At 68.5% G+C, this 13,739-nt stretch carries 10 protein-coding genes; 4 read left to right on the forward strand and 6 right to left on the reverse strand.

The window, feature by feature from the left end; all coding sequences use genetic code 11:
• The first annotated feature begins 10 nt into the window (after window positions 1-10).
• Window positions 11-712 carry a P-loop NTPase family protein gene (locus ACW17Y_RS05040; protein WP_492037678.1) on the forward strand — a complete coding sequence of 234 codons (702 nt, stop codon included), beginning with the start codon at window positions 11-13 and terminating at the stop codon, window positions 710-712.
• Here ACW17Y_RS05040 and ACW17Y_RS05045 read toward each other — a convergent pair.
• The 4 genes from ACW17Y_RS05045 to ACW17Y_RS05060 are packed head-to-tail and all read right to left on the reverse strand — an operon-like array spanning window position 693 to window position 5,588.
• Complete coding sequence (locus ACW17Y_RS05045; RefSeq protein WP_492037679.1) at window positions 693-1,634, reverse strand: glycosyltransferase; 942 nt, start codon at window positions 1,632-1,634, stop codon at window positions 693-695. The genes ACW17Y_RS05040 and ACW17Y_RS05045 overlap by 20 nt on opposite strands.
• A complete protein-coding gene (locus ACW17Y_RS05050; RefSeq protein ID WP_492037680.1) occupies window positions 1,634-2,569 on the reverse strand; it encodes a glycosyltransferase family 2 protein in 936 nt (311 codons plus the stop codon). Before ACW17Y_RS05050 ends, ACW17Y_RS05045 begins: the two co-directional genes overlap by 1 nt.
• Window positions 2,566-4,014 (reverse strand): lipopolysaccharide biosynthesis protein, encoded by a 1,449-nt coding sequence (locus tag ACW17Y_RS05055; protein ID WP_492037681.1) that lies wholly within the window; start codon window positions 4,012-4,014, stop codon window positions 2,566-2,568. The genes ACW17Y_RS05050 and ACW17Y_RS05055 overlap by 4 nt, the downstream gene beginning before the upstream one ends.
• On the reverse strand, window positions 4,014-5,588 hold the full coding sequence (locus tag ACW17Y_RS05060; RefSeq protein ID WP_492037682.1) for an exopolysaccharide biosynthesis polyprenyl glycosylphosphotransferase: 1,575 nt from the start codon (window positions 5,586-5,588) through the stop codon (window positions 4,014-4,016). The genes ACW17Y_RS05055 and ACW17Y_RS05060 overlap by 1 nt, the downstream gene beginning before the upstream one ends.
• 220 nt (window positions 5,589-5,808) lie before the next feature.
• Here ACW17Y_RS05060 and ACW17Y_RS05065 point away from each other — a divergent pair, with 220 nt between their 5' ends.
• From ACW17Y_RS05065 to ACW17Y_RS05075, 3 genes are read left to right on the forward strand one after another with little or no spacing between them, the layout of a single operon-like run.
• Complete coding sequence (locus tag ACW17Y_RS05065; protein WP_492037683.1) at window positions 5,809-7,572, forward strand: class I adenylate-forming enzyme family protein; 1,764 nt, start codon at window positions 5,809-5,811, stop codon at window positions 7,570-7,572.
• Window positions 7,569-8,750, forward strand: a complete 1,182-nt coding sequence (locus ACW17Y_RS05070; RefSeq protein WP_492037684.1) for an acyl-CoA dehydrogenase family protein — start codon at window positions 7,569-7,571, stop codon at window positions 8,748-8,750. Before ACW17Y_RS05065 ends, ACW17Y_RS05070 begins: the two co-directional genes overlap by 4 nt.
• A gap of 1 nt (window position 8,751) precedes the next feature.
• Window positions 8,752-9,900 (forward strand): acyl-CoA dehydrogenase family protein, encoded by a 1,149-nt coding sequence (locus ACW17Y_RS05075; protein WP_492037685.1) that lies wholly within the window; start codon window positions 8,752-8,754, stop codon window positions 9,898-9,900.
• Here ACW17Y_RS05075 and ACW17Y_RS05080 read toward each other — a convergent pair.
• Window positions 9,881-11,119, reverse strand: a complete 1,239-nt coding sequence (locus ACW17Y_RS05080) for a TetR/AcrR family transcriptional regulator (RefSeq protein ID WP_492037686.1) — start codon at window positions 11,117-11,119, stop codon at window positions 9,881-9,883. The genes ACW17Y_RS05075 and ACW17Y_RS05080 overlap by 20 nt on opposite strands.
• Window positions 11,120-11,225: 106 nt before the next feature.
• Window positions 11,226-13,658 (reverse strand): TonB-dependent receptor, encoded by a 2,433-nt coding sequence (locus ACW17Y_RS05085; protein ID WP_492037687.1) that lies wholly within the window; start codon window positions 13,656-13,658, stop codon window positions 11,226-11,228.
• Between the last annotated feature and the right edge of the window lie 81 nt (window positions 13,659-13,739).

Below are 13,739 nucleotides of genomic sequence, written 5' to 3' on the forward strand. Positions count from 1 at the left end.
ACCGATTCGTATGGTCGATCTCACATCAGAAATGGCGGGCCTCTGGGCCGCGCTGGGATCGGCCCCCGCTCACCGTGGACGGGTCATCCAGTTCGCCTGCGCCAATACCGGAGAGGGCGCCTCGACGGTCGCGCGGGAGTTCGCGCGGCTGGCGGCGGTGCGGGCGAGAAAGCCCGTCTGGCTGATCGACGCCGACCTGGCCCAGCCTTCGCAACAGGAAGCCGTGGCCTCTGAGCCCGAGCGGTTCGGACGGCTGGGGGCCGCGGCTGCCTCATCGCCGAACGGGTCGAGCTTCTTCGCGGTGACGCCGCCGGTCATGGGCCGCGACCAGAAGCCGATCGCGCCGGCGCGGCTCATGACGGCGCGGCCCTGCCTCGGCGGGCGGCTTTGGATCACGCGGTTTCGGGCCGAGATACTGCGGTCGGGGCAGAGGGCCGAGCCCCTGTCGGATCCTCGCTACTGGGACGCGATGCGCAAACACGCCGATACGGTGGTGATCGACGCCCCGGCGGCGGATCGCAGCGATCTGGCGATCATGCTGGCTCCTTTCGTCGACGCGACGGTGCTGATCGTGGCGGCGGAGAGCACGGCGGCGAACGAGCCGGTGATCCTGAGGGACGAGATCGAGTCGGTCGGCGGGCGGATCGCGGGGGTGGTCGTGAACCGCTCGACCTATACGCCGCCGGCCTTCCTCAGGCGGCTGACGGGCTGACCCGGTTCAGGCGGGCGAGTTCGCGCGCGCCGTAGAAGTGGGGCTCGAACCCCTTCATCCAGAAGATCTTTCCGAGACCGCGTGCAGCCCTGTCCATCATGCGGGCGCGCGACGGATGGGCGATGACCGTGAGGCCGATGGCGGCGATCCCCCAGACAAGGGCCTGCACGGCGCCGACGATCATCCAGCGGGCGACGCCGGGCCAGTTCCGGGCCTTGGCGGCGGTCTGGCTGGGCCCCTGACCGTAGGCGAAGGCGCGCGACAGGGCGTAGCGCATGGTGGCGCGGTGGGGCGGGGCGAACTCGTCGACCCAGGCGTCGGCGGCCCAGCCGAAGGTCCCGCCGCGCGCGCCGAGGGCCGCGAACAGGGCGTCGTCCTCACCGCCGGACTGGTCGGCCGAGGCGTCGAACGGGGCGGGGCCGGGCAGGGCCGTGGCGCGGATCATCAGGGAGTTGCCGCAGCCCCAGGGCTTGTCGATGCGCCGGGTCGTCGCCGGGCCTTCGCGACCGAAGAAGGCCTCCAGATAAGGTCTGGCCCAGCCCGTGCCGTCGGGGACGCGACCGGCGATGGGGCCGAAGACGACGTCGGCCCGGGTCTGGTCGAGGGCGGCGAGGAGGGCGGCCAGCCAGCCGGGCGAGGCGGCCTCGTCATCGTCGAGGAAGGCGATCAGGGGGGCATCGGTCATCGACAGACCGGCGTTGCGGGCTGTGGCGACGCCGGGACGCGGCTCGTGGCGATAGATCAGCGGGCAGGGACTTTGGGGCGTGAGCCGGGCGACCGTGTCCCGCGCCGTACCCGCCGGGTCGTTGTCGACGACGACGATGGAGGCCATCGGCGCGGTCTGGGCGAACAGGGAGCGCAGCGCCCGCTCCAGGCTCTCCGGGCGGCGCATGGTCGGCACGATGACCGACACGGGCTGCATCACACGGCTCCGGCGTAGAGGGCGGCGCGGTAGAGGCGGAGCGAGAAGGCGCGGGCTTTTGTCGGCATCCAGGTCGTGGTCGCGGCGCGTTTGATCCAGGGGCGGATGGCGCCGATGGCCGGGACCTTCTTGAGCAGGCGGGCGGCCTTGTAGCTGGGGTAGGTCCCGACGATGTCGGGATGGCGGGCGACGACGCGGGCGAAATTGCCGGCGGACTGTTCGTATTTCCCGGCGAGGGTCTCGACCGTATCCAGACCCATGTGGGTGGCCGGGTTGTCGACATGGACGACGGTGAAGCGGCGCGAGACGCGCATGGCCCATTCGACGTCCTCCCAGCCCCAGCCGGAGAATTCGGAATCGAAGGTTTCGGCCTCGAACACGTCGCGGCGGACCAGCAGGTTGGAGGTGAAGACGTATTTCTCCGGCGTGCGGGCGCGCTCCTGATACGGAACGCAGTCGCTCTTTGCGGCCATGGAGCGGTGAACCTGGAAGCGGGCGTCGGTCGGGGCCTGCAGCAGCGAGAAGCCGCCGAAGGCGACAGCCGGGTCCTCGCGCGCGACCAGTTCGGCCCAGGTCCACAGGAAGCGGCGGTGGTCGGGACGCATGTCGCTGTCGAGGAAAAGCAGCGAACCGCCGCGCGCGGCGTCGGCGAGGCGGTTGCGGCCTTTCGAGCGGCCTTCGTTGGCTTTCAGGGTGATGAGGCGGGCGGGGAGGGCCATCGCCTTGATCTGCGATTGCAGGCGGGCGGTCAGGTCGGGGTCGTTGGTGCCGTCGTCCATGACGATGACCTCGACCGCGCGATCCACGGCGCCGGCCTCCTCGTCGAGGAGCTGGAGCAGTTCTGACGGGTCGTCGCGCAGGAAGGGGATCAGGACCGAGACGGCGGGTTTCGCGCCGCGTCGTCTGGCGTTGTCGGTGATGACGGGACGGCTCATGCGGTCGCTCTCCGGGACAGGCGGGCGCCGATCAGGCGGGTGGCGAGGTCACGGACCCCGGCGGCGTTCAGGATCATCGCGACAACACCGTAGACGACCGCGCCGACCCCGGCCTTGAGGATCAGTTCAGCGACGCCGCCGAGGGCCGGAAGCGGCAGGACGGCGGCGGCCATGGCGGCACAGGCGACGCCGCAGCGGGCCAGGGTGTCCCAGGGGATGGGCATCTGGACGATCGAACGACCCATGCCGATGGACGCCAGGACGCCGATGCCGAAGCTGGTGGCCGTGGCGATGGCGGCCCCGTGGACGCCCATGATCGGGACGAGGATCAGGTTGAGGATCACGTTCGCGCCCGCCGGGATGCACAGGGTCAGAAGCAGGCGATCGGTGCGGCGGCCCAGAACGAAGGACTGGCTGAGGTAGTAGGCGGTCGAGCCGGACAGGAAGGCCGACAGGGCGATCCAGGGCGTGACGGAGGCGGCGACGGAGCGCAGGTCCTCGCCGATCATGAAGTCGGCCAGCGGACGCGCGACGAGGGCCACGCCGACAGCGGCGGGCAGGCCGATCAGGATGAAGGTCGAGGCCTGTTCGCGGGCGGCCTTCATGAAGGCCTCCCGGCTGCCCCGCTCCCACGCCATGATCAGGGCGGGCGTGCCGGCGGCGCCTAGCCAGATGAACAGGACGTCAAGGGTGCGGTTCGCCAGGCTGTAGCCGGCGTGATAGGCGCCGACCGCCGCCGGACCCATGTAGATCTCGAGCAGGAACCGGTCGGTAGAGGCCATGATCAGCGACAGGCCGAGCCCCGCCGCGATGGGGTAGCCGTAGCGGGCGTAGGAGCCGAGACGGTCGCGATAGAGGACGCCGCCGCGCGCCTGTTTCAGTTCGTTCGGCAGGACGAAGGGCAGGACCAGCAGGGGGCCGACGGCGATACCGATCAGGGGGGAGGCCGCGCCGACGCCGTGGAAGGCGCAGAAGGCCCCGATGGCGAAGCCTCCGAGGGTGACGGCGATGTCCATGCCGGCGGATTTGGTCACCTCCCCCGAGGCGCGGTATCGCTCCTGCGCAAGCTTGGCGAGGCAGCGGATGGGGATGCCGACGAGGCCGGCGGCGATGGCCAGCTTCAGCCCCGGGCCGATCGGTGCGAACCAGAGCAGCAGGGCGGCCAGCGGCAGGGCTGCGACGCTCATGACGGCGGCGGTGCGGTAGAGGGTCAGGAAATGGTCGGCCAGGGACTGGCCTTCCTCGGCGGCCCAGAAGCGCGCCATGGCGGCCTCAAGCCAGCTGAAGGTCGCGACGTGGACGAGCGTCATGATCGAGAAGGCGATGGCGTAGCGGCCGAAGTCCTCGGCCGACAGCAGGCGGGTGAAGACCACGATGGCCCCGAAACCGACCAGGCCCTGGATGATGTTGGCGGGCAGATAGCCCCAGACGCCGCGCCAGAACATCAGCGGATCGCGGCTCTGTCGCCCAGCAGGACGGGGACGGTGACGAGCATGATCCAGAGGTCGAGCCACAGGGACTGACGCTCGATGTATTCGATGTCGAGCTGGACCCGGCGACGGACGTCCTGGGCCGAGTGCAGAGGGCCGCGCGAGCCCTTGATGGCGGCCCAGCCGGTCATGCCGGGCTTCATGCGGTGGCGGTGGGCGTATTCGGCGACGAGGCGGGCAGACTCGACCGAGCCTGTCTTCATACCGATGGCGTGGGGGCGGGGGCCCACCAGCGACATCTCGCCCTTCAGCACGTTGAAGATCTGGGGCAATTCATCGAGGCTGGTCGAGCGGATGATCTTGCCGACGCGGGTGACGCGGTCGTCGTCGGTGGTGACCTGACGGCTGGCGGTGGCGTCGGCGGCCTCCTGACGCATCGAGCGGAACTTCCAGACCACGATCTCCTCGTGGATGAAGCCGTGGCGACGCTGGCGGAAGAAGATCGGGCCGGGGCTGTCGAGACGGATGGCGAGCGCCGTCAGGGCCATGACGGGCGCCAGCAGGATCAGGGCGACCGAGCCGATGACCAGATCCTGGATCCGCTTGTTGAAGGCGCGGCGGTCGTCGTCGACGCGGCCGTCGAGCGAGGCGAGGGGCGCGCTGGCCAGACGATCCAGGGCGGCGCTGCGCTCATGCTCGTCCACGGGATCGACCAGCAGGGTGACTTCGTTGGGCAGGGCGGACAGGCGGGCGGTCAGTTCGCGGACGCGCTTCTCGGCCCTGGGGTCGATGGCGAGGACGATCCTGTCGACATAGGGGGTCATCCGGTGCGTCATCAGGGCCTCGGCGTCGCCGAGCACGGGCACGCCGACCACACTGTCGGGCGAACGGGCCAGACGGTCGTCGAACACGCCCAGCACATTGATGTCGCGGCGCTGGAGCGCGTCCTTGATCAGGGTCTCGGCGTGGCGGGTGGCGCCGACCAGGACGATGTTCGGCGTCAGGGCGCCCTTGGCGCGCCAGCCGGCGACGAGGTCGCTCCAGCCCATGTGCAGGACGTAGAGGCTGACGGTGATCAGGGCGGTCCAGATGATGTAGGCGGACAGGATCGCGCCGCCTGCCAGGATGGCGTCCAGCAGAACTGCCGCGCCGCCGCCCATCAGGGCCAGGCCCGCGACAGTCGCGAGATGCAGGGGCGTCTTCTGACCCCGTGCGAACCGGTAGAGACCCAGAGACCGCATCAGGCCGAGCACGACCACGGCGCCGACGACCAGCGGCAGGGCGGCCGACAGGGGCGCGGCGAGCAGGCCGCCGGGCGTCATGGCCCAGACCATGGCGACGGTGATGATCGAGACCGCGGCGACGTCTGCGCTGCGGAACCAGTGGACCGCCAGGCGCGAGGCGTGACGCTGGCGTGCGTTCAGCCAGACCTCGGGACGAAAGGGTCCGCGTCGCGCGGCCCCGTCGGCCTTCGATGTGGACACGGACCGGGCGGCCAGAGCCTGCAGGCCCGGCGCGTCGAGCCGCGCGGCGGTCTCGCCCGCGTCGGAAAGCGCCGTCGCCCGGCCGATATCGATGGCGCTTGTCATAACGACAGTCTGCACAGGCCCCGTGGATGTCACGTTAACGCGGCGCTCGACATGCAGGCAGGAGGACGCGCTTGATTGAAGATTCGGTATGGTGCAAACCTGAACGCCGATCAGATAGGTTGTGCATCGGCCTCGGTCGCCGCATCTTCGCCTCGGCCGGGGTCTCTGATCTGGCGTCACAGTTGAGAGCCGCTCAAGCGGCCATACCGAGGAAGCATCCATGAACGACGCGGTCGATCCGACCTCGCCTGTCCCCGCCGGCTGGCCCGCCGTGAGCCTCGCCGAGGCGACGGCCCTGCTGACCCAGGCGGGGACGCTGTTCGAGATCGAGACGGTGGAGATCGACGGCCGACTGGTGAAGGCGTGGAAGAACGCGCCGCCGACCCTGATGCACAGCTTTCTCGCCGGACGGGCGCATGGGGCGAAGACTTTCATCGTCTATGGCGACGAACGGGTGACCTTCGAGGCCTTCGCGCGTGCGACCCTGGCCTTCGCCGCCGAACTGAAGGCTTCGGGCGTCGTCGCGGGGGACCGTGGGGCCGTGGTCATGAGGAACCTGCCGGAATGGCCGGTCGCCTTCTTCGGCGCGGCCCTGCTGGGCGCGGTCGTGACGCCGCTGAACGCTTGGTGGAGCGCCGAGGAGCTGGCGTTCGGGCTGAAGGATTCGGGCAGCAAGGTCGCGGTGGTCGACGCCGAAAGGCTGGCGCTGATCCAGCCGGCGCTGGACGGTCTGCCGGATCTGAAGCGAGTCTTCGCCAGCCGGACGACAGCTGCGCCGACCGACACGCGGGTGACCACGCTGGAGTCCGTGATCGGCGCGTCCGGAACCTGGGCGGACCTGCCTGAGGGGGTCATGCCGGGCGTTGCGATGGGGCCTGAGGATGCGGCGACCATCTTCTACACCTCGGGCACGACGGGTCTGCCGAAGGGTGCGCTGGGCACACATCGGAATGCCGCGTGCAGTCTGGTCGCCGGCCTGTTCTCGCTGAGCCGCAGCTATGTCCGGCGGGGCGAGGCGCCGCCGCAGATGGACCCGGGGGCGCCACAGAAGGTCGGACTCGTTTCCATCCCCTTTTTCCACACGACGGGGTGCAACGCCGTGCTGCTGCCGGCGCTCGTCATCGGTCACAGGCTGGTTTGCCAGCGCCGGTTCGATGCGGGCGAGGCGCTGATGCTGATCGAACGCGAGCGGATCAACTCCATCGGCGGGGTGCCGACCGTGGCGATCCAGCTGCTGCAGCATCCGGATCGAGCCAAATACGACCTGTCGTCGCTGGAGCTGGTCGCCTACGGCGGGGCGGCGGCGCCGAGCGCCCTGGTTGGGGAGATCGCGAAGAAGACCACGGGCCGGCCGGGCTCGGGCTGGGGCATGACCGAGACCTCGGCGACCCACACCCACCATCTGGGCGAGGACTATCTGAACCGTCCCGACAGCTGCGGCCCGCCGATCCCGGTCGGGGAGATCAGGATCGTCGATGCGGACGGGCGGGAGGTTCCGACCGGCGAGGTCGGCGAATTGCTGGCCTATGGTCCGAACATCGTGCGCGGCTACTGGAACCGACCCGAGGAGACAGCCCAGACCTTTGTCGACGGCTGGGTGCGGACCGGTGATCTGGCAAAGGTGGACGACGAGGGCTTCTGCTTCATCGTCGATCGCAAGAAGGACATCATCATCCGGGGCGGCGAGAACATCTACTGCCAGGAGGTCGAGGCCATCCTGTTCGAATATCCGGGCGTGGCCGAGGTCGCTCTGGTGGCGCAGCCTCATCCGGTTCTGGGCGAGGAGCCGGTGGCCTTCGTGTCGGTGGCTCCGGGCAAGACGGTCGATGTCGAGGCGTTGCGCAATCTGACGGCAGGCCGTCTCGCGGCCTTCAAACGACCCGTGGACATCTATGTGCTGGACCAGCCCATGCCGAGGAACGCCGCCGGCAAGGTGCTGAAGAACGACCTCAAGGCGATGCTGACTTCGGAGACCGACGCATGAATCTCGACTTCTCGCCCGAGGACGTCGCCTTCCGCGACGAGGTCCGGGCCTTCATCGCCTCGGACTATCCGGCCGGCATCCGCGCCAAGCAGGATGCCGGTATCGACCTGGACAAGGAGGACTATCTGGCCTGGCACCGCGTCATGGCGAAGAAGGGCTGGGTCGCGCCGGGCTGGCCGGTTGAACATGGCGGGCCGGGTCTCAGCGACGTGCAGAAATTCCTGCTGGCGGAGGAACTGGCCTCCGCCGACACCGCGCCGATCCTGCCGTTCGGTCTCAAGATGGTGGCGCCGGTGGTCTATACGTTCGGCACGGCCGAGCAGAAGGCGCGCTGGCTGCCGCCGACGCTGGCAGGCGATATCTGGTGGTGCCAGGGCTATTCCGAGCCGGGCGCCGGATCGGACCTGGCCAGTCTGACGACGCGGGCCGTGCGGGGGACGGACGAGGCGGGCGACCACTATGTCGTCAACGGCCAGAAGACGTGGACGACGTTGGCTCAGTACGCCGACTGGGGCTTCTTCCTCGTTCGCACCGATGTGACCGCCAAGCCCCAGATGGGCATCAGCTTCCTCTTGATCGACATGAAGAGCCCGGGCGTGACGGTGCGGCCGATCATCACCATGGACGGCCGCCACGAGGTCAACGAGGTCTGGCTGGAGGACGTCCGCGTCCCGGTCGAGAACCGGATCCACAACGAGAACGAGGGCTGGACCTGCGCCAAGTTCCTGCTGGCGCACGAGCGGACCAATATCGCCAATGTGTCGGGCTCCAAGCGGGCGCTGCAGAAGGTGCGGAAGATCGCGGTGAAGGAGGGGATCGCCGACGATCCGGGCTTCGCCGCGAAGCTGGCGGAGCTGGAGATCGATCTGCTGGCGCTCGAATACACCGAGCTGAGGTCGCTGGCGCGACAGAGCGCGGGCAGGGGGCCGGGGCCTGAATCGTCGCTGTTGAAGATCAAGGGGACGGAGATCCAGCAGCGGCTGACGGAACTGGCGCTTGAGGCGGTCGGGCCTTACGGCCTGCCGGACGCGCGGGGGCTGGGCAATGCCGGGCCGGTCGGGCCGGACTACGCGGGTCGCGCGGCGCCGACCTATTTCAACGTGCGCAAGACCTCGATCTACGGCGGGTCCAACGAGATCCAGCGCAACATCATCGCCAAACTGGTCCTGGGGCTCTGAGATGAATTTCGATCTGAGCGAAGAGCAGTCGATGCTGGCGGATTCCCTGTCGGGCTATCTGTCGGCGAACTACGGGTTCGAGGCGCGCAAGGCGATTGTAGCGTCGGAAGCGGGCTGGAGCGCCGACGTCTGGGCCGGGTTCGCCCATGAACTGGGCATCCTGGGGGCGCTGGCTCCGGAGGCCGTCGGCGGTCTGGACGGCGGACCGGTCGAGGCGATGATCCTGATGGAGGCGGCAGGCAAGGCGCTGATTGTCGAACCGCTGATGGAGACGGCGGTCGTCGGCGTCGGCCTGCTGAAACGGGCGGGCGGCGAACGGGCTGACGCGGTATTGCAGGGCATCGTCGAGGGGACGGCGGTCGTCGCCTTCGGCCACGGGGAGCCTCAGGGCCGCCACGCCCTGCTGTCGGTCGCGACGACAGCGGAGCGGAGCGGGGACGGCTGGGTGTTGTCGGGGGCCAAGGCGGTGGTCTCGGCCGCGCCCTGGGCCACGCATCTGATCGTCAGCGCGCGGACGTCTGGCGGCGAGGCGAGCGATCCGGCGGGTTTGAGCCTGTTCCTTATCGAGGTCGCTGCGCACAAGGACAACGGGCTGTCGGTGCGGGGCTATCCGACTGTGGACGACCGGCATGCGGGCGAGGTGGTGTTGGAGCGGTTGGCGCTGCCGGCCGACGCGCTGCTGGGCGTCGAGGGCGAGGCGTTCGATGCGCTGATCGCGCCCGTGATGGACGAGGCGGTGGCGGCCCTGTGCGCCGAGGCGGTCGGGGTGCTGCGCGAACTTCACGGGCAGACGCTGGACTACGTCAAACAGCGCAAGCAGTTCGGGCGGCCGATCGGGGAGTTCCAGGTGCTGCAGCACCGGCTGGTGGACATGTTCATGGCCGTCGAGCAGGCGGTCTCGCTGACCTATATGGCGACGCTGAAGCTGGACGAGCCGGCGCCAGAGCGGGGGCGGGCCGTGTCCGCCGCCAAGGTCGGGGTGTCGAGGGCGCTGAGGTTCGTGGGCCAGAACGCGGTGCAGACCCACGGCGGCATCGGGGTCACCGATGAGCTGGCGCTGAGCCACTATTTCCGGCGCGCCTCGGTCCTCGAGATCCAGCTGGGCAGCGTCGAACAGCACCTGCGCCGCTTCATCGCCCTGGCGGCGTAGCCTCGGCGAAAAGCCCGTCGAACAGGGTGGACGCGTAGATCTCAACGGCGTCTGAGCGTCCGAGCTTCCCGGCCCAGCCGCGAAGCTCGTAGGCGCCGTTGATGGCCGCCATCAGCATCTGGCTGGCCACCACGGGGTCGACGGCCCGGACCGAACCCTCGCTCATGGCGTCGATGACCATGTCCGCGAAACGCCCGGCTGCGCGGTAGGAGCGATCGAGCGCCGCGCGCAGGACGTCGGTCGGCATGCCCTGCAGCGCGCTGGTCCGCAGCAACTGGTCGCCATCGGAAAGCTGCAGCTCCAGCAGGGCGGCGACCGCCGACTGCAGTTTCTGAAGGTGCGTTCCGGCCATGTCGTCGGTCCGGTGCTGGGCTCTCGAGATCGTCGCCAGACTGTCCAGGAAACAGGCGGTCACGAGATCGTCCTTGGCCTCCAGGTGGTGGTAGAAACTGCCCTTGGTGACCCTGGCTTCGGACACGATCAGATCGACGGAGGCGCCATGATATCCGCGCTGATTGATCAGTCGTGTGGCCGCCATCAGGAAGCCCCGCCGCGCGGCGCCATCCTCCATCCCGACGTCACGTGCATCGACCTGCAGCGGCGCCCAGGGCGATCCCGCCGACAGGCCGTGGGTGAGGATCTCCACGATGCGGTGGTGGACCCGGTCGTAGTCGGAGGCGCTGTAGCGAAGGATCCAGGCGGGCAGCCATAGCAGCACCTCGATCAGGACGTGGGTTCTGGCGGTCCGCAAGGCGCGCCCGGTCTCATCCTCGACCGCAGGGAAGAAGCCCTTCACCCTGTTGAACAGGGTCATGAAACGGGCGACGAGCAGACCCTGTCCGGGCTCGCTCATGGCTCTGAGATCAGAGAGGGGCGCGAGGGCGGGAACGCGTTTCTCGCGCACGCCCTTCTCATGTTCGATGGCCAGGCGGATGAAGGTCGAGACCCTGGCGGGGGCGTCCGGTTCACGCTCGGCCTGTTCGATCCGCGCCTCGATATGGTCCATCGTACGGGACAGGCAGGCGAAGGCGATGTCTTCCTTCTTGCGGAAATAGTGGGTGAGGTTGGTGGCCTTCATGCCGGCGCGTTCGGCGACATCGGCCTGGGTCATGCCCTTGAGACCACGCTCCAGCATCAGCAAGGCCGCGACCTGCAGGATCTGCGCGGTGCGGTCCTCGCGACTGGTTCGAGGCTTCGTCCTTGCGGTCGGCGGGGGCATGACCTTCCCTAGCGTCATCGGGGGAGAGCGTCACCGGCGGGGTGTCCGGCGGGCGCAAAAAAGCCGCCCCGGCCTTGCGACCGGGGCGGCTGGAGTGGGCTCGGGATCAGTAGGTGAGCCGTAGGGTGACGCCGTAGGTACGCGGGGCGCCGAGGAAGGCGTCGTAGATGCTGATCGCGTCGTTGTTCTCGTCCACCTGGAACGGCCCGTTGAAGCCGACCTGCAGATAGTCGACGTCGGTCAGGTTCTGGGCCCAGGCCTCGAGCATCCAGCGCCCGCTCTCGGAGCCGATGCCGATCCGCGCATTGACCAGGGTCATGGCGTCCTGGGCCTTCGAAGGATGCAGGTCCGAGCCCGTGTTGTATTCCGACGTGTATTTTGCGGACACATTGCTCCGGAACATCAGGCCGGCGCCCATGTCGTGCTCATAGCTCGCCGCCAGGGTGGCGGAGGTCTCGGGCGCGAACGACAGCTGGGCGCCGGGCAGGCGGCGCAGGCTGTTGAAGCGGCTGGCGACCAGAAGCTGGGACGCCGTGAAGGTGCTGATCGTGGTCTCGGCCCGCGTCACGCCGCCCTGGAAGGTCAGGCCGTCGAGCGGGGTCGCCCAGACGAAGTCGGCGTCGAAGCCCCTGGAGATGACCTCCGGCAGGGTCTCCACGATGAAGGCCGTGCCGACGAAGGTGTTCAGCTGGAAGTCGTCGAACGTCTGGTGGAATCCAGCGATGTTGAACAGCAGCGAGTTCGAGAACAGCCGCAGCTTGGCGCCCAGTTCGAAGGCGTTGACGTACTCGCCACGGAACTCGGTATCGCGGTCGGCGGTGAAGTTCGGCAGGCCGGACGGCAGGATGACGATGGCCTGTTCGCGATCGAGGTTGAAGCCGCCCGCCTTGAAGCCCCGGGCATAGGACCCGTAGACCATGGCGTCGTCCGTCACGTCGTACTTCAGTTTGATCGTGCCGGTGACCGCGTCCTCGGCTCGCTGCTGGTTCGTCGGGCCCAAGTCATCGAAGTCGTTGTTCTCGTTGTTCAGGCACAGGGTGCCCGCGATCTGGGTCGCGGCCGCCGCGCCGACCGCGCCGATGAGGGTCGGCAGGGCGCCTTCCGCCTGATCGCAGGACGAGCCCGTGGTCCGGTAGATGGAGTTCAGCGACTTCTCGTCATTGGTCCAGCGCGCCCCGATGTTCAGCGATAACCGGTCGTTGAAGCGAAGCGTGTTGTCGGCGAACAGCGCCCAGCTTTCGGTCGACTGGTCGTAGCTGTCACGGCTGCCGTTTCCGGCCTGGAAGATGTTCGCCGCGGTCAGGCCGATCAGGGCCGGCGCGCCGCCGAGCAGACGACCCGCGATGTAGGCGTAGTAGTCGGTTCCGTAGAGAAGCTGGAAGCCCGCCGTGAGGTCTTCCTTGGCGTAGAAGCCGCCCAGCAGCCAGTCGACGTTCTCGCTCGAACCCGCGATCCGGAGTTCCTGGGAGAACTGCCCGATCTCGGTGAAGTTGGCGCCGTTCGTCGGGCGCCAGGCGATGTCGGCGGCGGTGAAGTCGCTGTCCTGGCCGTTCTCGGTCCGCCACGAGCGCGCGGCGGTGATCGAGGTGAGGGAGATTTCCGGCGTCAGGTCGAAGTTGAACTCGGCCGACACGCCCTGGTCCTCGATATTCTGGGCGGTATCGCGGTTTGCGCGCGCGTTGCGATCGTAGGGCGTCGCCACCGTATCGACCGCGCCGGGCCGCACGAGGTTCAGCAGGACGGCGCGGGACGTGGCCGAGCCGCCGACAAAGAGCTGGGTGGCGGAGCAGCAGTTTTCGTCACGCTTCGAGTAGTCGGCGATGAACCGGCCGGAGAAGGTGTCAGTCGGCTGCCACAGCAGCTGGCCGCGACCGGTCCAGAAGTTCTGGTCCACATCCTCGTTCAGGGTCCGGGGCCCGGGCCCGGTGGTCACATCGAGGAAGCCGTCGCGCTGGCGCGTCGCAAAATAGACGCTGCCGGCCAGGACGTCTTCCATGACGGGGCCGGTGACATAGACCGAGGCCCCCATCTGGCCGTAGTTGCCGGCGGTCAGTTCGCCTTCCGCCCCGAAGTCGAAGGACGGCGTTTCAGTGAGGATGTTCAGCACGCCCGCCGAGGCGTTCTTGCCGAACAGAGTGCCTTGCGGGCCTTTCAGCACTTCGATGCGCTGCAGGTTGCCGAGATCGCCGAAGCCGACGCCGTTGCGGGGGCGATAGACGCCGTCGATCGTCACCAGAACCGATGACTCCAGACCGGGGTTGTCGCCGACGGTGCCGACGCCACGGATGCGGGCCGTGGTGATCGCCTCGTTGGACGTCGAGGTGACCGTCAGGCCCGGGGTCAGGATGGTCAGTTCCTTGATGTCGCGAACGCCTGCGTCCTGAAGCAGCTCTTCAGACAGGGCGGTGACCACCACAGGCACGTCCTGCAGGTTCTGCTCCCGCTTCTGGGCGGTGACGATGATGTCGTCGACGGTGTTGGTCGCCTGATCCTGGGCCGCTGCGGCGCCCCCCGACGCCAGCAGGCCGAGCCCGGCCATGATTGCTAGATGCGAGGCGCGCGTCCTCGTCCACTGATATCGTCCCATGTTTCCCTCCCTGGCTCGCCATTGGTGGCGATG

Source organism: Brevundimonas sp. AVps7 (assembly GCF_058681545.1).

What these genes read in the sequence shown, in the direction of transcription:
- ACW17Y_RS05075 (WP_492037685.1), top strand. Translation starts at nt 8,752, where the DNA reads ATGAATTTCGATCTGAGCGAAGAGCAGTCGATGCTGGCGGATTCCCTG.
- ACW17Y_RS05080 (WP_492037686.1), bottom strand. Translation starts at nt 11,119, where the DNA reads ATGCCCCCGCCGACCGCAAGGACGAAGCCTCGAACCAGTCGCGAGGAC.
- ACW17Y_RS05050 (WP_492037680.1), bottom strand. Translation starts at nt 2,569, where the DNA reads ATGAGCCGTCCCGTCATCACCGACAACGCCAGACGACGCGGCGCGAAA.
- ACW17Y_RS05055 (WP_492037681.1), bottom strand. Translation starts at nt 4,014, where the DNA reads ATGTTCTGGCGCGGCGTCTGGGGCTATCTGCCCGCCAACATCATCCAG.
- ACW17Y_RS05060 (WP_492037682.1), bottom strand. Translation starts at nt 5,588, where the DNA reads ATGACAAGCGCCATCGATATCGGCCGGGCGACGGCGCTTTCCGACGCG.
- ACW17Y_RS05085 (WP_492037687.1), bottom strand. Translation starts at nt 13,658, where the DNA reads ATGGCCGGGCTCGGCCTGCTGGCGTCGGGGGGCGCCGCAGCGGCCCAG.
- ACW17Y_RS05065 (WP_492037683.1), top strand. Translation starts at nt 5,809, where the DNA reads ATGAACGACGCGGTCGATCCGACCTCGCCTGTCCCCGCCGGCTGGCCC.
- ACW17Y_RS05045 (WP_492037679.1), bottom strand. Translation starts at nt 1,634, where the DNA reads ATGCAGCCCGTGTCGGTCATCGTGCCGACCATGCGCCGCCCGGAGAGC.
- ACW17Y_RS05040 (WP_492037678.1), top strand. Translation starts at nt 11, where the DNA reads ATGGTCGATCTCACATCAGAAATGGCGGGCCTCTGGGCCGCGCTGGGA.
- ACW17Y_RS05070 (WP_492037684.1), top strand. Translation starts at nt 7,569, where the DNA reads ATGAATCTCGACTTCTCGCCCGAGGACGTCGCCTTCCGCGACGAGGTC.